The sequence below is a fragment of the Microbacterium sp. NPDC090281 genome (assembly GCF_044769635.1).
Classification (GTDB): domain Bacteria; phylum Actinomycetota; class Actinomycetes; order Actinomycetales; family Microbacteriaceae; genus Microbacterium.
Map to the genome: position 1 here is coordinate 798,303 of NZ_JBIVYH010000001.1, position 17,652 is coordinate 815,954.

Annotated in this window: 19 protein-coding genes; 9 read left to right on the forward strand and 10 right to left on the reverse strand. The window is 69.1% G+C overall.

Annotated features, from left to right (window positions below; translation table 11 throughout):
• Nucleotides 1-4: 4 nt before the first annotated feature.
• The 3 genes from ACIQTX_RS03775 to ACIQTX_RS03785 form a co-directional block, all read right to left on the reverse strand.
• Nucleotides 5-265 carry a hypothetical protein gene (locus ACIQTX_RS03775; protein WP_402969075.1) on the reverse strand — a complete coding sequence of 87 codons (261 nt, stop codon included), beginning with the start codon at nucleotides 263-265 and terminating at the stop codon, nucleotides 5-7.
• 121 nt (nucleotides 266-386) lie between these two features.
• Nucleotides 387-1,535 carry an MFS transporter gene (locus ACIQTX_RS03780; RefSeq protein WP_402969078.1) on the reverse strand — a complete coding sequence of 383 codons (1,149 nt, stop codon included), beginning with the start codon at nucleotides 1,533-1,535 and terminating at the stop codon, nucleotides 387-389.
• Nucleotides 1,532-2,425 carry a MurR/RpiR family transcriptional regulator gene (locus ACIQTX_RS03785; RefSeq protein ID WP_105527466.1) on the reverse strand — a complete coding sequence of 298 codons (894 nt, stop codon included), beginning with the start codon at nucleotides 2,423-2,425 and terminating at the stop codon, nucleotides 1,532-1,534. The genes ACIQTX_RS03780 and ACIQTX_RS03785 overlap by 4 nt, the downstream gene beginning before the upstream one ends.
• A gap of 165 nt (nucleotides 2,426-2,590) precedes the next feature.
• Between ACIQTX_RS03785 and ACIQTX_RS03790 the strand changes: the two genes are divergently transcribed.
• The 9 genes from ACIQTX_RS03790 to ACIQTX_RS03830 all read left to right on the forward strand — a co-directional run bounded on the left by ACIQTX_RS03790 (nucleotide 2,591) and on the right by ACIQTX_RS03830 (nucleotide 12,596).
• The gene (locus ACIQTX_RS03790) at nucleotides 2,591-4,138 is read left to right on the forward strand and encodes an ABC transporter substrate-binding protein (RefSeq protein WP_402969080.1); all 1,548 of its coding nucleotides are present in this window, start codon (nucleotides 2,591-2,593) and stop codon (nucleotides 4,136-4,138) included.
• 66 nt (nucleotides 4,139-4,204) lie between these two features.
• On the forward strand, nucleotides 4,205-5,176 hold the full coding sequence (locus ACIQTX_RS03795) for an ABC transporter permease (protein WP_402969084.1): 972 nt from the start codon (nucleotides 4,205-4,207) through the stop codon (nucleotides 5,174-5,176).
• Entirely contained in the window at nucleotides 5,173-6,060 is an 888-nt protein-coding gene (locus tag ACIQTX_RS03800) for an ABC transporter permease (protein WP_021198224.1), read from the forward strand. Before ACIQTX_RS03795 ends, ACIQTX_RS03800 begins: the two co-directional genes overlap by 4 nt.
• A complete protein-coding gene (gene murQ, locus ACIQTX_RS03805; protein ID WP_402969087.1) occupies nucleotides 6,057-6,962 on the forward strand; it encodes an N-acetylmuramic acid 6-phosphate etherase in 906 nt (301 codons plus the stop codon). The genes ACIQTX_RS03800 and murQ overlap by 4 nt, the downstream gene beginning before the upstream one ends.
• Complete coding sequence (locus ACIQTX_RS03810) at nucleotides 6,962-8,152, forward strand: anhydro-N-acetylmuramic acid kinase (RefSeq protein ID WP_402969090.1); 1,191 nt, start codon at nucleotides 6,962-6,964, stop codon at nucleotides 8,150-8,152. The genes murQ and ACIQTX_RS03810 overlap by 1 nt, the downstream gene beginning before the upstream one ends.
• Nucleotides 8,149-8,652 carry a GNAT family N-acetyltransferase gene (locus tag ACIQTX_RS03815; protein WP_402969093.1) on the forward strand — a complete coding sequence of 168 codons (504 nt, stop codon included), beginning with the start codon at nucleotides 8,149-8,151 and terminating at the stop codon, nucleotides 8,650-8,652. The genes ACIQTX_RS03810 and ACIQTX_RS03815 overlap by 4 nt, the downstream gene beginning before the upstream one ends.
• 28 nt (nucleotides 8,653-8,680) lie before the next feature.
• Nucleotides 8,681-9,829: a mandelate racemase/muconate lactonizing enzyme family protein gene (locus tag ACIQTX_RS03820; RefSeq protein WP_402969096.1), complete on the forward strand. Its 1,149-nt coding sequence runs from the start codon at nucleotides 8,681-8,683 to the stop codon at nucleotides 9,827-9,829.
• Nucleotides 9,826-10,971 (forward strand): serine hydrolase domain-containing protein, encoded by a 1,146-nt coding sequence (locus ACIQTX_RS03825; protein ID WP_402969099.1) that lies wholly within the window; start codon nucleotides 9,826-9,828, stop codon nucleotides 10,969-10,971. The genes ACIQTX_RS03820 and ACIQTX_RS03825 overlap by 4 nt, the downstream gene beginning before the upstream one ends.
• Nucleotides 10,968-12,596, forward strand: coding sequence for an ABC transporter ATP-binding protein (locus ACIQTX_RS03830; protein ID WP_402969102.1), 1,629 nt, complete (start codon nucleotides 10,968-10,970; stop codon nucleotides 12,594-12,596). The genes ACIQTX_RS03825 and ACIQTX_RS03830 overlap by 4 nt, the downstream gene beginning before the upstream one ends.
• A gap of 39 nt (nucleotides 12,597-12,635) precedes the next feature.
• Here the strand turns inward: ACIQTX_RS03830 and ACIQTX_RS03835 are convergent, their stop codons facing one another.
• From ACIQTX_RS03835 to ACIQTX_RS03865, 7 genes are all read right to left on the reverse strand, one after another.
• Nucleotides 12,636-12,803 (reverse strand): hypothetical protein, encoded by a 168-nt coding sequence (locus ACIQTX_RS03835; protein WP_402969105.1) that lies wholly within the window; start codon nucleotides 12,801-12,803, stop codon nucleotides 12,636-12,638.
• Nucleotides 12,800-13,378, reverse strand: coding sequence for a YdeI family protein (locus ACIQTX_RS03840; protein WP_402969108.1), 579 nt, complete (start codon nucleotides 13,376-13,378; stop codon nucleotides 12,800-12,802). The genes ACIQTX_RS03835 and ACIQTX_RS03840 overlap by 4 nt, the downstream gene beginning before the upstream one ends.
• A 4-nt stretch (nucleotides 13,379-13,382) precedes the next feature.
• A complete protein-coding gene (locus ACIQTX_RS03845; protein WP_021198233.1) occupies nucleotides 13,383-14,195 on the reverse strand; it encodes an HAD-IIA family hydrolase in 813 nt (270 codons plus the stop codon).
• A 54-nt stretch (nucleotides 14,196-14,249) separates the two neighbouring features.
• Nucleotides 14,250-14,840 (reverse strand): hypothetical protein, encoded by a 591-nt coding sequence (locus ACIQTX_RS03850; RefSeq protein WP_402969111.1) that lies wholly within the window; start codon nucleotides 14,838-14,840, stop codon nucleotides 14,250-14,252.
• Nucleotides 14,841-14,925: 85 nt separating this feature from the next.
• Nucleotides 14,926-16,635 carry an alpha/beta hydrolase gene (locus tag ACIQTX_RS03855; protein ID WP_402969114.1) on the reverse strand — a complete coding sequence of 570 codons (1,710 nt, stop codon included), beginning with the start codon at nucleotides 16,633-16,635 and terminating at the stop codon, nucleotides 14,926-14,928.
• Nucleotides 16,632-16,937, reverse strand: a complete 306-nt coding sequence (locus ACIQTX_RS03860; protein WP_402969117.1) for a hypothetical protein — start codon at nucleotides 16,935-16,937, stop codon at nucleotides 16,632-16,634. The genes ACIQTX_RS03855 and ACIQTX_RS03860 overlap by 4 nt, the downstream gene beginning before the upstream one ends.
• A 79-nt stretch (nucleotides 16,938-17,016) precedes the next feature.
• On the reverse strand, nucleotides 17,017-17,646 hold the full coding sequence (locus tag ACIQTX_RS03865) for a metal-dependent transcriptional regulator (RefSeq protein WP_402969120.1): 630 nt from the start codon (nucleotides 17,644-17,646) through the stop codon (nucleotides 17,017-17,019).
• Nucleotides 17,647-17,652: the final 6 nt, after the last annotated feature.

Consider the following 17,652-nt stretch of genomic DNA (forward strand, 5'->3'; position numbering starts at 1 on the left):
CGTCTCAACTCCTTCCCGCGGTGAGCAGGCGTCGCGGTGGGCCTTCGAGTCGGGCGACGGAGATCTTCAGGTCGGTGACGTCTGCGGCGACCGCGTCGATGCGGGTGCTGAGCTTTTCGTCGACGGCATCGATGCGGGAGCTGAGCTTCTCGTCGACGGCATCGATGCGTCGGACCATCCACGCGGCGCCGACGAACATGCTCGTGCCGAGCGTCACCACGACACCGACCGCGCTGATGATGATCGCGAGAACTTCCGTGGACACGTGTGCTCTCTCCTTGCTCGGATGGGTGTGTCGACGACGTTACGCCGCCTGCGCCGGTGTGTGCGCCGGTATTCCAGCATCTGTGAAGAGGCCGCTGGTGTCGCGAGGTGTGGAGGAAGTGTCAGCTCGCCGCGGGTGTCTGCGGGGGCGTACGCGACGCGACCAGCATCAGCACCGGCACGAGCGCGCACAGCCCTGCCGAGACGAAGAATGTCGTGCTCGATGCGGGGTCGCGGCTGATCACCAGGATCAGCGTGGGCACGAAGGTGCCGCCGACCGCACCACATGCGACGAGCGCACCTGTCACGGCGGCGCTGCGTGCCGGATCGAGTCGGTCGAGCGCGAGCCCGAGGATGAGGCCATAGCTCGGTGCGAGCAGCACGACCACCGCCGCCAGCGCGACGAGTGCCCCCGCGGGCGCATGCTCCACCAGCAGCCCCGCGACGACCATCAGGACGGCGGCGGCGCTCGTGGCGGAGACGAGGATCACGATCGGCGACACGGAGAGACGGCGCAGTCCCGCCGCGCCGAAGCGTCCGATCGCCATGAGCGTCCAGAACGCCGAGGTCCCCAATGCGGCGAGACCCGGATCGACCGCGAGGATCCGCTCCGGGATCACGGCCGACCACCCGGAGAGCACGGTCTCGACACCGACATACAGGGGGAGTGCGACGGCGAACGGCAGGAGCACGAGCAATCCGCGCATGTCGCGGCGCGCGGGAGTCTCGGTGCGGGTGACAGGGGATGCCGACCCGGCGAGCATCGCGATCGTGAGAAGCGGCACGGCTGCCAGGAGGCCGAGCACCGGTCGCGCCCCGGAACCCGCCGCGACCAGCAGCGGGGTGACCGCCGCGCACACGGCGACCGTGCCGAGCAGGGCGCTGAGCAGCCCCGTCGCGCTACTCGTGGCCAGAGATTTCGCGGCCACGGCGCCTGAGGCCTCGACCAGCCCGAACCCGAGACCGGCGACGGCGGCCGCGGTGATGAACACGGCAGGGGTGCCGGCCAGCGCCACCGTGACGATGGCGGCTGCCTGGAGCGCGCTGCCGATCATCAGCGCGGTCTGAGGCGGGCGGCGCATCAGCAGCGGGCCGGAGACCAGCACGCCGACGAGGAGCCCCGCGAACAGGGCAGGCACGGCCGTGCTGAGATCGGAACCGATCGCCCGTTCCGCCGAAGGCAGGATCGCGGGGACGAACGCCGCTGTGACGCCGAGGCCCGCGAACGCGGTGAAGAGTCCCGCCCGCGCGCGCCCTGCGTCTTTCGTCACGCCCGCACGCGGTGCACCGCGGCGAAGGTGTCGCGCAGCGCTTCCATCGAGCGGTCGTAGTTCGACTGGGCGACGCCGATGAAGATGCAGTCGACCACCATGAGCTGGGCGATCCGGCTGCCGAGAGCTCCGGAGCGGAAGCCGGTCTCGCGGGCGGCCGTCGTGAGCACGATGTCGGCCTGGTCGGCCAGCGGGGCGCCGGCGTGGTTCGTGATCGCGATGGTGGTCGCTCCGGCCCGGCGGGCGAGCAGCAGGAACTCGATCGTGTCGGTGGTCGCACCGGTGTGCGACACCGCGATCGCGACGTTGCCGGGGCCGAGTGTCGCAGCCGACGTCCATGCGGAGTGGGGGTCTGACCACTCCAGGGCCGTGCGCCCGATGCGGGTCAGCTTGCGCTGCAGGTCGAGTCCGACGATCGAGCTCGCGCCGACGCCGAAGATGTCGACCCTGGTGGAGGAGGTGATCGCATCGACCGAAGCCCGCAGTGATTCGGTGTCGAGCACCTTCGCGGTGTCGGCGAGGGAGAGCGTCTCGGCGAGCGAGACCTTCGCGACGATGTCGGCCAGGGTGTCGTTGCGGTCGATGTCGCCGGAGACCGCGGGAAGGGCTGCGGTATCGAACGTCTCGCGCTCGACGTCGCGCAGCACGTGGTTTCGGAGTTCGCGCACATGCTCGTAGCCGAGTCGCTTGCAGAAGCGCACGACCGAGGTGGTCGAGGTGTCGCAGCGCTGGGCGAGCTCGGCGATCGAGAGTCCCGCCGTTCCCGCCGGGTCTGCGAGGAACAGGTCGGCGATGCGCTGCTCGCTCGGACGCAGCTCGGGGCGGATCGCGCGCATGCGGACGAGCACGGGGTGCGCGCCGGCTTCATCGCGGGCGGCTTCATGGGGCATGGGGTCTCCGATCACTGTTCATAACAGTAGAGGAACTTCTGTTACATAAGTAGTGACGTTCGTGTACTTTTGGTACCAACCAAGACCGACGACGTTCACGGGGCGGCAGGCAACAGCGCCTGACCCGACGCCACGGCGACGCGTCACACTCAGGAGGATCCAGCAATGAGCACAGCACGCTGGGCGTCACTCGGCGCTCTCACCGCGACGGGCCTCGCCGTCGCCCTCGTCATCACCGGGTGTTCCGCACCCGCATCCGCCCCCAAGCCCTCGGAAGGCGCGGCGGGCGGCGACCTCGTCGTCGGCGTCACGAGCGACCCCGACACCCTCTTCCCGTGGAAGGCGACGCAGTTCCAGGCCGTCAACATCCTCCAGAACCTGTACGGCACGCTGACCGAGTTCGACGAGGACCTCAATGTGGTCCCCGGTCTCGCCGAGTCGTGGGACGTCTCGGAAGACGGCCTCACCGTCACGTTCAACCTCCGTGAGGGCGTCACGTTCGCCGACGGCAGCACGTTCGGCTCCGAAGACGTGAAGTACTCGCTCGACGCCATCGCGGCCGAGGCCACCGCTGCCGTCGCGCGCACCTCGCTCGCCTCCGTCACCGCGGTCGAGGCGACCGACGAGAAGACCGTCACGCTCACGTTGAGCGCTCCCGACGCCGCGCTTCCCGCCAACCTCGCCGTGATCAACATGGCGATGCTCTCCTCGGATGACACCGAAGAGGGACTGAACACCACCCCGAACGGCACCGGTCCCTTCATCCTCGACGACCGCAAGGCCAGCCAGTCGATCACGCTCGCCAAGAACGTCGACTACTGGGGCGACACCGCGCTGCTCGACACGGTCGAGTTCCGTGTGATCCCCGACGAGTCCTCGATCGTCTCGGCGATGCAGTCCGGCAACGTGCAGCTGGCCGTGTTCGACGACCCGCTGGTCGCGCAGACCGCGGAGGGCGCGAACGTCGAGGTCGCGACCACCCCGCAGCTGAGCTACCACGCGCTGCAGCTGAACGCCACGCGTGGCGACCTCGCTGATGTCAACGTGCGCCTCGCCGTCCAGTGCGCGATCGACCGCCAGGAGGTGCTCGACACCGCAGCCCTCGGCGAGGGCGAGGTCACCGGACCCATCACCTCTCCCGCGTACAAGTCCGACCCCGAATCGCGTCCGTGCCCCGAGCGCGACCTCGACAAGGCCGCCGAGTACCTGAAGAAGGCGGGCAAGGAAGACGGCGTCACCATCAAGACGATCGTCTCCCAGGGCGAGTACGCCACGTCGGTGAACGAAGCGCAGAACCTCAAGGCCCAGCTGGCCGACGCGAAGATCACGCTCGACCTCGAGGTGCTCGAGTCCGGCGCGTACGTGGACCGCTGGATCGCGGCCGACTTCGACGCCGCCGTCGCGCTCAACGGCGGTCGTCCCGACCCCGACGGCATGTACGGTCGCTACTTCACCAGCACCGGAAACCTGAACAAGGTCGCCGGCTACTCCTCGCCCGAGCTCGACGCGCTGTTCGCCGAGGGCCGCCAGACGGCCGACCCCGACAAGCGCAAGGACATCTATGCGCAGGTCTCCGACAACCTCGAGGACAACGCCGCGTGGATCTGGCTGTTCACGAGCTACACCTACACGGCGACCGCGTCGACCGTCGACGGCTTCGTGCCGATGGTCAACGGCTCGCTGCAGTACCTGCGGACCACCTCCATCAAGTAGCGGATCGAGGGGGCGCGGCCCGGCCGCGCCCCCTCCTTCCCCGACGACAGGCACCCACTCACGCGCATGTTCAGACAGCTCCTCCGCAACAGTGTGCTGCGACGCATCCTCGCAGCCCTCGGCACGCTTCTCGGCGTCGCCATCTTCGTCTTCCTGATGCTGCGCGCCATCCCCGGCGACCAGATCAGCTCAGGCCTCGGCACCGAGGCGGCAGCCCTCACGCCGTCGCAGCGTGCCGCCCTCGAGTCGTACTACGGCCTCGACCAGCCGCTCTTCGTTCAGTTCTTCTCGTGGCTGGGCAACATCTTCACGGGCAACCTCGGGTTCTCCTCGCGCGCACAGACGAGCGTCCTCGACCTCACCGCCGCAGCCCTGCCCGTGACGTTCGAGCTCGCGATCTTCTCGATCGTGATCGCTCTCGCCATCGGCATCCCGCTCGGCATGCTCTCCGCGTCGAAGCCCGACTCGGTCCGCGACGGCTTCGGCCAGGTGGTCGGCCTCGCGGGGCTCTCGATCCCCGCGTTCCTGCTCGGCACCGCGCTCCTCGCGATCCTCGCCTCGTCGTTCGGCTTCAACCCGAACGGTCAGGCCTACGCCACTCTGTTCGAGGATCCGCTGCTGAACCTCCAGCAGATGCTGCTGCCCTCGATCGTGCTCGGCTTCGGCATCGCCGCGCCCATCATGCGCACCACCCGCACTGCCGTGCTCGAGATCCGCTCCAACGACTTCATCCGCACCGCGAAGGCGAAGGGTGTTCCGCCGCGTCGCCTGCAGATCCGCCACGTGCTCCGCAACGCGCTCGTCCCGATCGTGACCATGACCGGACTGCAGTTCGGCTATCTCCTCGGGGGCGCCGTGGTGGTCGAGCAGATCTTCTCGCTCCCGGGCATCGGACGACAGGTTCTGCTCGGCATCCAGCAGAAGGAGTACGCACTCGTGCAGAGCACCGTGCTCGTGATCGCGCTCGCCTTCGTCATCGTCAACCTGCTCACCGACCTGCTGTACCGGGTCATCGATCCTCGGGTGCGTGCCGCATGACCGACATCTCTCAGACCCCGGCCCTCGCCCCCGGCGGCGGGCGCACCATGGAGCGCGTGCGTCTCCTGCTGCGCAGCCGCAGCGGGCTCACCGGCCTCATCATCGTCGTGCTGCTCGCGGTGCTCAGCCTCGTCTCGGCCTTCGGGCTGCTGCCGTTCGATCCGCTCGCGCAGGACCCGCCCTCCCGTCTGCAGCCGCCGTCGGCCGTGCACTGGTTCGGCACCGATCAGTTCGGTCGCGACGTGTTCTCCCGCGTCGCCGCGGGTGTCGCGAACTCCGCGCTCATCTCCGTCGTCGCTGTCGCCTTCGCCACCGTGGTGGGCACCGTGTGCGGACTCATCGCCGGCTTCTACCGCGGCTTCTCCGACGGTGCGATCACGGCGGTCACGAACGTGCTGTTCGCCTTCCCCCCGCTGCTGCTCGCCCTGTCGCTCGCGTCGGTGTTCGAGCGCAACTGGTTCACCATCGCCGTGGCCATCGCGATCGTCTACGTGCCGATCTTCATCCGCGTCACGCGCGGCCCCGTGCTGTCGCTGCGTGAGGTCGAATATGTCAAGGCGGCCAAGAGCACCGGTCAGAGCCGCATGGCGACGATGTTCCGCCACGTGCTGCCGAACATCACGTCCATCATCATCGTGCAGGTCACGCTCTCGCTGTCGTGGGCCGTGCTCACCGAGGCGTCGCTGAGCTTCCTCGGACTCGGCACCCCGCCGCCCGCGCCCTCGCTCGGCTCGATGATCTTCGAGGCGCGCACCCTCGTCACGATCGCCCCGTGGACCATGATCGCGCCCGGTGTGATCGTGGTGCTGCTCGTGGTCGGGCTGAACCTGCTCGGCGATGGCCTGCGCGACAGTCTCGACCCCCGGAACAGAGGAAAGCGATGACCATGGAGGACCTCGGCAGACTCGCCACGGAGGCCAGCGATCCCCGGTATGCGGAGCTCGACCTGATGAGCGTCGCCGAACTCGCACAGACGATGAACGAGGCGGATGCCACGGTGCCGGCGGCCGTGCAGCGCGCACTCGGGCAGATCGTCCCCGCGATCGAGGCCACGGCCGCGCGCATGGCGGAGGGCGGACGCCTGGTCTACGTCGGCGCAGGAACACCGGGCCGCATCGGCGTGCTCGACGCCTCGGAGTGCCCGCCCACGTTCAGCACCCCGCCGGAGCTGGTCTTCGCGATCATGGCCGGTGGTCCCGGTGCGATCGTGAACCCGGTCGAGGGGGCTGAGGACGACGCGGAGGCGGGTGCCGCAGCCATCGATGAGGCCGGCATCGGACCACTCGACACCGTGATCGGCATCGCATCGAGCGGACGCACGCCCTACGTGATCGCGGCGGTGCGCCGGGCGCGCGAGCTCGGAGCCCTCAGCATCGGCCTCTCGTGCAACGTCGGGACCGCGCTGAGCGCGGCCGCGGAGCACGGCATCGAGGTCGAGGTCGGTCCCGAGGTGCTCTCCGGTTCGACCAGGCTCAAGTCGGGCACCGCGCAGAAGCTCGTGCTGAACATGTTCTCGACCATCTCGATGGTGCGAAACGGCAAGGCCTACGGCAACCTGATGGTGGATGTGAAGGCCACCAACCACAAGCTGCGTGAGCGGGCGATCCGGATGGTGCAGACCATCGCGGATGTCGACCGCGACGTGGCGGTGGCCGCCCTGGAGACGGCCGCTTACGACGTGAAGCTCGCGTCGATCATGATCCGCCGTGGCGAGGACCTCGCCGCGGCCACCGCACGACTGGGCGCGGCCGATGGTCGGCTGCGCACCGCACTGGAGGAGAACTGATGCGCGTCCTCGGATTGATCTCCGGCACCTCGCACGACGGGATCGATGCCGCCGTCGTCGACTTCACGACCAGCGGCGGGTTCACCGCGCACGGCGTGGATCTGCACGGCACGGTGCTCGCGGCGACGAGCGTGCCGTACGCCCCCGAGCTGCGGGCGCGGCTGATCGCTGCCCTGCCGCCCGCGCAGACGACGCTTGCCGAGGTGGCGGAGCTCGACACCCTGATCGGACAGGCGTTCGCCGAGGTCGCGGCCGACATCGCGGCAGAGGTCGGCGGCGTCGACGCGGTCTGCTCGCACGGACAGACCGTGTACCACTGGGTCGACGGCGCGCACGCGCTGGGCACCCTGCAGATCGGGCAGCCCGCCTGGATCGCCGAGAAGGTCGGAGCCCCCGTGGTGTCCGACATCCGCATCCGCGACATCACGGTCGGCGGCCATGGCGCCCCGCTGGTGTCGTTCCTCGACGAGCTGCTGCTGCGTTCGCGCGCCGGGGTCTCCGCGGCCCTGAACCTCGGCGGCATCTCGAACATGACGGTGGTGCGGCAGGGCGGCCTGGTCGCCTACGACATCGGACCCGCGAACGCGCTGGTCGACGCGGTCATCGTGGAGAACGGCCTCAACCCGCTCGGCTACGACGACGACGCCGCGATCGCCCGCACCGGACAGGTCGACGAGGCGCTGCTGGCAGCCCTGCTCGAGGACCCGTACTACGCCCTCACACCGCCCAAGAGTACCGGCAAGGAGCACTTCCACCTCGGCTATGTGCACGAGCACCTGGCCGCGCAGGGTCGCGAGATCGTGGTCGCCGATGTCGTGCGCACCCTCACCGAGCTCACGGTCCGCACTGTGGCGCGCGACGTCGAAGCCGCAGGCATCGGGTTCCTCGCCGTGTCGGGCGGGGGATGCCGCAACCCGCTGATCCTCGATGGTCTGCGCGCCGCACTGCCCGCGACCGAGGTCGTGCTGGCTGACGAGCTGGGCGCCGCGGCCGACAGCAAGGAGGCGATCCTCCTCGCCCTCATCGGCTGGTCGACGATGCACGGCGTTCCCGCGATCGTCCCCGGCGGTACGGGTGCCCGCGAGCCGCGTATCCTCGGCACCATCACCCCGGGTGTCGGTCCGCTGCAGATGCCGGAGCCCGTCGCCTCCATCGACTCCCTCGTGCTCGCGGAGGCCGCGGCATCGTGAGCCTCCAGGTGCGCCCCGCCACCCCGGACGACCTGTCCGGGGTGCTCGAGGTGTTCCTCGCCTGCTGGCGGGAGAGTTACCGGGGCGTCCTCCCCGATGCGGCGATCGACGCGATGACCGATGAGCGCGCCGAGGTGCTGTGGCGACGGGTGCTCGCGGATCCGCTGGGCATCGTGCTCGTCGCGGAGAGCGACGGCGGGATCGTCGGGATCACGCGCTATGCAGCGACCCCCGGCGACGATGGCCGGATCGACGGCGCCGTGCACTCCCTGTACGTCTCGCCTCGCGCCCATGGCGGCGGGATCGGCAGGGCGCTGCTGGCGCAGGCGACCGCAGAGCTGCAGGATGCCGGGGCCGAGGCCGCGACGCTCTGGGTGTTCGCGGCGAATGCGCCGTCGATCGGGTTCTACGAGGCGAAGGGCTGGCACCCCGACGGAGCCACCCGCACGCAGCCGGAATTCGGCGAGCCCGAGCAGCGCATGCGCAAGGAGTGGTCATGAGCGGGGCCGAGATCTGCGGGGAGCGGAGATGACTGCCGTGGAGCGCATCCGCGTGCTCCGGGTGCCGTCGCCCCTGGTTCGGCCGTTCATCACGGCCGTGCGCCGCACCGACCACCTCGATGTGGTTCTCGTCGAGGTCACCGACGCCGACGGGCGCCGTGGCTACGGTGAGGCCGCCACGAGCTGGCGTGTCACGGGGGAGAGCCCGCAGAGCGTGGCTGCCGCCGTGGCGGGCCCGCTTGCCGAGGCCGTGCTCGGGCGCGACGCCTGTGACCCCGGTATCGCCGCCGACATCGCGCGCTCCGTGTGGGGAAATGCCGCCGCGCGCAGCGCGGTCGAGTGCGCCGTCGCCGACCTCGCCGCGCAGCAGCGGGGAGTCGCACTCGCCCAGACACTCACGGCCCAGACGCTCACGGCCCTGACCGCGCCCTCGCGCATCCGCACCGATATGACCCTGTCGGCGGGGGAGCCTGCCGTGCTCGCGTCCCTTGCCGCCGAACACGTCACCGCGGGCTTCGGATACCTCAAGATCAAGGTCTCCGCCGCGCACGACACCGTCGCGGGGCTCCAGGCAGTTCGTGCCGCGGTCGGCCCCGACATCACGCTGCGGATCGATGCCAACCAGGCCTGGGACGCCGAGACCGCGATCCGCGTGATCCGCGCCGCCGAAGGCGCCGGACTCGCACTCGAACTCGTCGAGCAGCCTGTCGCCGCTCACGACCTCGACGCGCTCGCACAGGTCACCTCCGCCGTGGACACCCCGATCATGGCCGACGAGTCGGTGCGTACGGCCCACGACGTGCGGATGATCGCCGACCGCGGCGCAGCAGCCCTCGTGAACATCAAGCTCGCCAAGACGGGTGGCCTCACCGAGGCCTTCGCCGCCGCGGATGCCGCACGAGCAGCGGGCCTGGGCGTCGTGATCGGCTGCATGATGGAGTCGCACGTCGGGGTGAGCGCCGCAGCCCACCTTGCGGCGGCCGTCGCCCCCGATGCCGTGCACGACCTGGATGCGGCATTCTGGCTGCGCAGCTCCCCGGTGACCGGTGGCGTGGTGCTCTCCGGAGACACGTTGGACCTCGGCGCAGCCAACGGGCTGGGGATCAGCGGGCTCGCGGCCGACGCGCAGCCCGAGGTCCTCGTCGACCTCTCCCGTCGCGCGGAGGTGCCCGTATGAGTGCCGCCGAAGCCGTCGCGGCCGTCCTCGCCGGTGCGTCCGCTCCACGGGGAGCCGTCGCGGGCGTCGTCACCGATGCCGGGCGCGACATCGCCGCCGGTGGCCTGGCTGACCTCGCCGGAACGCCGATGAACATCGAGACCGCGTTCGACATCGCCTCGGTGTCGAAGGTCGCGGCGACCACGACCGCGATCCTGCGACTGGTCAGCCGCGGCGACCTGCGCTTCGACGACCCGGTCGACCGCTTCGTTTCCGGCACCGCCTGCGCTCCGGGAACGACCGTGCGGCACTTGCTGCAGCACCGCGCAGGCCTCTGGGAGTGGCAGCCGCTCTACCTCGACCGCACGCGCGCGGATGCCGTTGCTGCCGCGGATGCCCTCCCGCTGCGGTACGGCCTCGACGAGGGACGGCACTACTCCGACTTGGGCTTCCTGCTCCTCGGCCGCATCATCTCGGCCGTCACCGGGCTTCCCCTTGACGAAGCGGTGCGCGAGCTCGTGACCAGGCCGCTCGGCCTCGACCGAACCGGCTACGGCCCGATCGGCGCACCCGTCGCGTCCTCCGCCTTGGGCGACGTCGCCGAACGCCGGATGGTCGCCACCGGCGAGCCCTATCCGATTCTCACCACCACCCGTCACTTCGCCTGGCGGGAAGACGAGATCACCGGCGCCGCCAACGACGGCAACTGCTTCCATGCACTCCGTGGCGTCTCCGGCCACGCCGGACTCTTCAGTACCGCCGACGATCTGCTTACCCTCGGTGCCGCGCTCGCGGCCCCCGAACAGCATCCCGAGCTGTGGCATCCGGACACCGTGGCGGAGCTGTTCCGCGACGGGCGCGATGCAGGCCAGGCGTTGGGCTGGCGCAGTGACACGGTCGCCGTCGCCGGTCGACAGACCCGGATGCTGTGGCACCCCGGTTACACGGGCTGCGCGCTCGGCATCGTGCCGGGCACCCCCACCACCGCCGGTACAGCCGCAGTGCTGCTGACGAACCGCCTCTTCGCCCCCGATCCGGCATCGACCGAAGCACTGTGGCGCACGGCACTCCCCGCACTCCTGGACGACAACGTCCACAGGCTCCGTGACAACGATCCCGACGACAACGATCCCGACGACAACGAAGGAACGAGAACATCATGAGCACCACCGAGCCCGTGCTGAGCATCAGCGGCCTCGCCGTCGCCTTCCGGACCGGTTCCGAGCTGGTCACCGCGATCAGCGACGTCAACATCGACATCGCCGCCGGTGAGACCGTCGCGATCGTGGGGGAGTCGGGGTCGGGCAAGTCGACCACCGCGGCCGCGGTCAACCGCCTGCTTCCGGAGAACGGCGTGATCACGGCCGGCAGCATCCGTTTCGACGGTCGTGAGCTGACCGACCTGCCCGAGAACGCGATGATCTCGCTGCGCGGTGCGGGCATCGGCCTCGTGCCACAGGACCCGATGTCGAACCTCAACCCGATGATGCGCGTGGGCGAGCAGATCGGCGAGGCGTTGGAGGTGCACGGCCACACGCATGGCGACGCCACCAAGGCGCGGGTCGTCGAGCTGCTCGAGATGGTGGGCATCGCGGATGCCGCGCAGCGGTCGAGCCAGTACCCGCACGAGTTCTCCGGCGGCATGCGCCAGCGTGTGCTCATCGCGATGGGCCTCGCCTGCAAGCCGCGCCTGTTGATCGCCGACGAGCCCACCTCCGCCCTCGATGTGACCGTGCAGCGGCGCATCCTCGACCAGCTCGACACGCTCACCGACGACCTCGGCACCGCGGTCTTCCTGATCACGCACGACCTGGCCCTCGCCGCCGAGCGCGCCGACCGGATCGTCGTGATGTTCCGCGGCCAGGTGGTGGAGGAGGGCACATCGGCCCAGGTGCTCGGCGACCCGCAGCACGAGTACACCAAGCAGTTGCTTGCCGCGGCGCCGAGCCTCGCCTCGCGTCGGGATGCCCTGCCGCAGCGCGAAGCCGCCACCGGAACGCCCTTCGTCGAGATCAGGGACCTTCGCAAGGAGTTCGCCCTCCGTGCGCCCAAGGCAGGGGAGCCGCAGACGTTCACGGCGGTCGACGGGGTGAGCTTCGAGATCCGCCGCGGCACCACCGTGTCGATCGTCGGCGAGTCGGGTTCGGGCAAGTCGACCACGGCGAACATGGTGCTCGGCCTCGAAGACGCCACCTCCGGGTCGATCCTGTTCGACGGGCTCGATCTGACCACGCTCCGCCGCAAGGAGCTGTTCGCGCTGCGTCGCCGCGTGCAGCCGGTGTTCCAGAACCCCTACGCCTCGCTCGACCCGCGCTATACGGTCGAGCAGTCGATCGCCGAGCCGCTGCGTGTGCACCGCATCGGCACGACCGCCTCGCGTCACGCGCGCGTGCTCGAGCTGTTGGAGCAGGTCGCGCTGCCGGCGGCGATGGCCGAGCGGCTGCCGCATGAGCTCTCCGGTGGGCAGCGGCAGCGCGTGGCGATCGCCCGCGCCCTGGCGCTCGAGCCCGAGCTCGTGGTGCTCGACGAAGCGGTGTCGGCGCTCGACGTGCTGGTGCAGGCGCAGATCCTCGACCTGCTCGCCGACCTGCAGCGCCGCCTCGGCCTGAGCTATCTGTTCATCAGCCACGACCTCGCCGTCGTGCGGATGATCTCCGACGAGGTGCACGTCATGCAGCGCGGCGTCGTGGTGGAGAGCGGTACCCCGGAGCGCATCTTCGACGCTCCGCAGCATCCGTACACGCGCGAACTGCTCGCCGCGATCCCCGGGGCTTCGCTGGCATCCTGAGGTCGCCGCCTGACCGATCCCACGACGGCGGCCGCAGGCTCAGCGCTTGCGGTCGTCGTCGTCCCAGGGGCCTTCCCACCAGCCGGCGCGATGATCCTCATCCGGGCCGCGCCGACGCCGGGAGCGCACGAACTGCACGATGAAGACGGTCAGCGAGCTCAGCAGGATCACGAACACGACGAGGAACAGCAGGTCGCTCTGGTTCATGGTCGTTTCCCCTCCGCCGCATCCGCGACGATCTTCGCGATGCGGGCAGACCTCGTCTCGGGTCGCTTGGCCATGGCGATGGCCGTCAGTGCGACCTTCTTGACCGACTTCGGGAACCCGTCCCAGTTCGCACGCGCGGCGGGGACGGCGTCGAGCGCGGCAGTGAACTCGTCCGGTTCGATCCCCGCCTCCGGGCCGTCGAGCACGGTCCAGGAGCCGTTCGCCTTCGCGACCTCGAGCACGCGGATGCCGGCGGGGGCGAGTTGCCCTTCGGCTTCGAGCTCCGCGATGCGGGCCTTGTTCGTGGCCGCCCAGCCGCTGCCGGGGCGACGAGGGGAGAACCACTGCCCGTTGGCGCGGTCGTCCGTCCCGTCGTCGAAGACGCGCACCGGGCCGTCGATCCATCCGAAGCAGAGGGCCTGCCGTACGGCGTCCTCGTAGCCGACGCCGTCGGACGATCCGCGCACGCTGAGCAGCCAGACTCCCGCGGCCCGTTCGTGGTTCTCCTCGAGCCACGAACGCCAGGCTGCGGCATCCGCTGCCCTGAGTCGTTCGCCGTCGTCGAGAACACCCACGGTGCTACTTCTTCGTCTTGACCGTCGTGATCGTCTCGGTGATCCGCGGCAGCAGGTCGGCAACGGACTGCACGATCTCGTCGGGGCGGAACGGGTACTTCTCGATCTCGGCCTGGTCGCTGATGCCGGTGAGCACCAGCACGGTGTGCAGGCCCGCCTCGATGCCGGCGACGACGTCGGTGTCCATGCGGTCGCCGATCATGCCGGTGCGCTTCGAGTGCGCGCCGATCTTGTTCAGCGCCGAACGGAACATCATCGGGTTCGGCTTACCGACGACGTACGGCTCCTTGCCGGTGGCCTTGGTGATGAGGGCGGCGATCGCGCCGGTGGCCGGCAGCGGTCCGTCGGTGCTCGGGCCCGTGGCGTCCGGGTTCGTGACGATGAAGCGCGCGCCGCCGATGATGAGGCGGATCGCCTTCGTGATCGCCTCGAACGAGTAGTTGCGCGTCTCGCCGACGACCACGAAGTCGGGGTTCGTCTCGGTCATGATGAAGCCGGCATCGTGCAGGGCGGTGAGGATGCCGGCCTCGCCGATCACGAACGCCGAACCGCCGGGGAGCTGCTGCTTCAGAAAGTCGGCTGTCGCGAGAGCCGAGGTCCAGATGCGCTCCTCGGGAACGTGCAGTCCGCTGATGCGCAGGCGAGCGGAGAGGTCGCGCGCCGTGAAGATCGAGTTGTTGGTGAGTACCAGGTACGGGATGCCCGCGCTCTCCCATCCGGCGAGCAGTTCGGATGCTCCGGGGATGGCGTCGTTCTCATGGACGAGCACGCCGTCCATGTCGGTGAGCCAGCATTCGATGTCGTCACGTTGTGCCATGTGCACAGCCTAGAGGCCGCAGGCGACGCGCACCTGACCGTGTTGCGGAGGGAGCTAGGGCGCGGGTGTCTCGGTCGGTGCAGGGGTGTCGCGGACGAACTGCGGGTCGCCAGGGGTGATCCCGAAGAACAGCGGATCGGTCGGGGACTCGACATCGGTGGGGAGGTACCCCTCGCCGAGTCGCTCGCCGTGGAAGAGCAGTTCGCTGAGCTCATCGCGATCGCCGGGCCAGCACGCGGTTTCTGCGGCGATCCTGACCCGCCCGTCCTGTCGGATCTCGACGAGCAGAAGCGAGAAGTCGCCTTCGTCGCGCACCGTGAGCTGGATGAGTTGTCCCTCTTGGCCATCCTCACCGAGCACGCGCCGCTGGGGCGTCATATCGTTGTCCGTGAGAAACTCTTCGACCGTGTCGGCGTAGGCCTCGCGTTGGGCGCCGTCTAGTTCGATGCTGCGGTTCAGATCGAACCGGTACTGGTCGTCACCGTCGCATTCGACCGGCTGCATGCCGTAGACACCGAGCTGGCCGATCTTCCAGTCCTCGTCGGCCAGTGTCGTCTGCAACTCGTTCACGAACCCGCGATAGCGGAGATAGTTCTCCTCGGCCTCGTTGAACAGGGCCTGTCCCTGGGGGGCGGGTCCGCTCACCGTGCATCCGGTCATGATGATCACTCCCATCACTGCGAGCACTGCACTCGCACGTCGTCTGCTTCTCGAGGTCGCTCTCACGTGATCACCGATCGTCCGTCGTCAACGGCTCACCATAGTTGATGATGTTGGCGATGTTCGCGAAGGATTCGCTGCCGTCCTGCAGGTAGCCGCCGTCGTTCACGACCGCGCCGATCGGCAGGTTCGCCTCCGAATGCGTGCCGTGCCCAGGTGTGTCCTCGACGTGGGTGCCATCGGGGAGGGTGCCGCCATCGCTCTGGAACGTGGTGACGCCCTCCAGGCTGTCCGGATCGATCGAATGGTCCGAGAAGGTGCGTCCGGCCAGCGAGACCCAATCGTTCGGACCCCTGGTCGTGAAGAGTGCGGTGCCTGAGAAGTCCAGCCCCTGGTCCGGATGCCCGCCGAGGGCCCGATCGGTGAGGCCGGCGGAGCCGAGGGAGATCAGGTTATCGACGCCGAGATCGTCGCTCGTGCTGCCTACTGCCAGGAATGCCGTGGTCGTGCCGTAGGAGTGGGCGATCACCGTCGTCGTCGCGCCTGAGGGGGCTGCGAGATCGAGCCCGCGCAGCGCGCTCGTGAGCAGTTCGGCGCCGACTCTTGCCTGTCCGGAGCTGCCCACCGTGGCGAAGTTGGGAGTGTCGTAGCCGAACCACGCGATCGTCGCTGATCTGCCGTTGGTGACCTCGTTGAGGTCTCTCGCGCTCTGCGACCAGTCGCGGATCTGACCGGCCTCGCTCATCATGCCTCCGATCAGCACGTTGAGGTTCTCGACACCGTTCAGCGGGTCCGTGGGGTTCTCAGGATCGAAGAAGTAGTCGTCGACGTAGAGGACAGCAGCCGTGGGCTGATTCTTGTCCCAGAGATTGAGCGCGATGGGGAGGCCGTCCCGCTCGCGGTACTCCGCGAGCAGCCGGTCGATCGTGGTGTCCAACGGCTCGCCCCACTCCGACTCGCCGGTCTTCTCCAGGGTCTTCACGTTCGCCGCGATCCGGTACTCATGCGGTACGCCCTCGAGGTTCCCGATGAACCCGGGATACGCCTCGAGGTAGTGCTCCTTCTGCGCATCGGTGAGGGAGTTCCAGATCGCCGCTACCTCGGCGGGTGAGTCGGCGTCGGACAGAGAGGCGAGGGTAGCGGCGTCCGCTGCGGACACGTAGTTCTCGTCGACGCTCGCGAGAGCCGCGACGGCGCGGGCATAGGCGTCGTCCCATGACTCGAACGCACGCTCCCACGCCGCCCATGCGTCTTCGAGGTCGGATGCCGCGACGGCGTTGCCGGTCTGCGCGGTCTGCACGGCTTCGCGAAAGCGCTCGTCGCGAGCATGCAGGGTCCGGGGTGGCGTGGTCACGTCTTGGCCGGAGCTCCACGCATCGTGGTCATCGCTACGCTCCCAGGTGCTCAGTTCGCCCTGAGCATCCGCGAGGCTGGCGTCGGCCGTGGCGACAGCGGTCTGAGCCTCGGTGACCGACTCCATCAGCTGATTCGCGCGCCCCCCGTGCTCCTCTGCACCCTGACCGTAGGCGAGGAGGATGCCCTTGATGCGACGGATGCGGGCGGCCGGAGACTCGAATGCGGCAGCGACATCGCCCGCCATGACCTTCGCCTGTTCGAGCGCCTGCCCTCGTCCTTCGAGGTTGTCGGTCACGTTGCGCAGCACGAGCTGCATCGACGAGACCTCGTCGGCCGCATCTTCGAGGTGCCCGTGGAGGCTGTTCATCTGCCCCTCGTCGTACTCGATGCGCTCGAACGGATAGCCCTTTGGCGAGGTGGTCACAGCGGGAGATCTTCCCAACCGGCGCCGAGGCGCAGGTCGAGGTCCGCGGTCTGCGTCTCCAGTGTCAGCAGTCGGCCGGCGATCTTCTGCACGTCGTCCTGACCGATCTGCACCAGCGCATGAGTTTCCCCGATGGCGCCCTCCAGCATCTCCCTCAGCGACGTGCGGCCGACCGGTGCCTGCACGCCGGTGTCAGCGGCGTGGGCAGTGCTCATCTTCGCTTCGAGTTCACGTGCCGAGACCTCGAGCTCCGTGCGCTGCGTCGACAGTACCAACTGCGTGATGCTGAAATCCTGTGACATGAACCAACCCCCCGGTTTGGATTCAACCCTAGGAGATCGGCACCCGAAGAACAGACACGGGCGGCCGCTTCATATCGCGTCAGGCGGTGAGCCAGATCGCGTCCGCGGCGTGCGCGACCTCGGCCTCGGTGCCGCCGATCGAGAAGCCGCCTGCGGTCACCTCGACCTCGACGCCCACGGCGATCCCTGCGGCTTCGACGGCGCGGAGCACCTCCGGGTCCTGGTCGCTCACCCGCAGCACCCGACCGACATGCCCGGCAGGTGCATCGGCGAGCAGCACGAACGGCACGCGCTCGATGTGACCTTCGGCATCGGGGATCGCGTCGCCGTGCGGGTCGAAGCGCGGGCGTCCGAGGCGTGCGTCTATGCCCTCCAGCAGCCGGTCGCTGATGGTGTGCTCGAGCACCTCGGCCTCGTCGTGCACCTCGTCCCAGCCGTAGTCGAACTCCTGCACCAACCAGGTCTCGACCAAGCGGTGCCGGCGCACCATGGCGAGAGCGCGGACGGTGCCGGCATCCGTCAGCCGCACCGCACCGTAGGGCACGTGCGAGACGAGGCCGGCGGCGGCGAGCTTCTTCACCATCTCGGTGACAGACGACGGGGCGATGCCGAGCTTCGCGGCGAGCACCGAGGGAGTGATCGGTGCGTCCTGCCACTCGGTGTGCGCGTAGACGGTCTTCAGGTAGTCGTCGGCTGCAGGGGATGCCACCGGTCC

Bases quoted from the DNA above. Each gene is read 5' to 3' on its own strand.
- ACIQTX_RS03845 (WP_021198233.1), bottom strand. From the start codon at position 14,195: ATGGCACAACGTGACGACATCGAATGCTGGCTCACCGACATGGACGGC.
- ACIQTX_RS03830 (WP_402969102.1), top strand. From the start codon at position 10,968: ATGAGCACCACCGAGCCCGTGCTGAGCATCAGCGGCCTCGCCGTCGCC.
- ACIQTX_RS03820 (WP_402969096.1), top strand. From the start codon at position 8,681: ATGACTGCCGTGGAGCGCATCCGCGTGCTCCGGGTGCCGTCGCCCCTG.
- murQ (WP_402969087.1), top strand. From the start codon at position 6,057: ATGACCATGGAGGACCTCGGCAGACTCGCCACGGAGGCCAGCGATCCC.
- ACIQTX_RS03825 (WP_402969099.1), top strand. From the start codon at position 9,826: ATGAGTGCCGCCGAAGCCGTCGCGGCCGTCCTCGCCGGTGCGTCCGCT.
- ACIQTX_RS03835 (WP_402969105.1), bottom strand. From the start codon at position 12,803: ATGAACCAGAGCGACCTGCTGTTCCTCGTCGTGTTCGTGATCCTGCTG.
- ACIQTX_RS03785 (WP_105527466.1), bottom strand. From the start codon at position 2,425: ATGCCCCATGAAGCCGCCCGCGATGAAGCCGGCGCGCACCCCGTGCTC.
- ACIQTX_RS03810 (WP_402969090.1), top strand. From the start codon at position 6,962: ATGCGCGTCCTCGGATTGATCTCCGGCACCTCGCACGACGGGATCGAT.
- ACIQTX_RS03790 (WP_402969080.1), top strand. From the start codon at position 2,591: ATGAGCACAGCACGCTGGGCGTCACTCGGCGCTCTCACCGCGACGGGC.
- ACIQTX_RS03795 (WP_402969084.1), top strand. From the start codon at position 4,205: ATGTTCAGACAGCTCCTCCGCAACAGTGTGCTGCGACGCATCCTCGCA.
- ACIQTX_RS03860 (WP_402969117.1), bottom strand. From the start codon at position 16,937: ATGTCACAGGATTTCAGCATCACGCAGTTGGTACTGTCGACGCAGCGC.
- ACIQTX_RS03800 (WP_021198224.1), top strand. From the start codon at position 5,173: ATGACCGACATCTCTCAGACCCCGGCCCTCGCCCCCGGCGGCGGGCGC.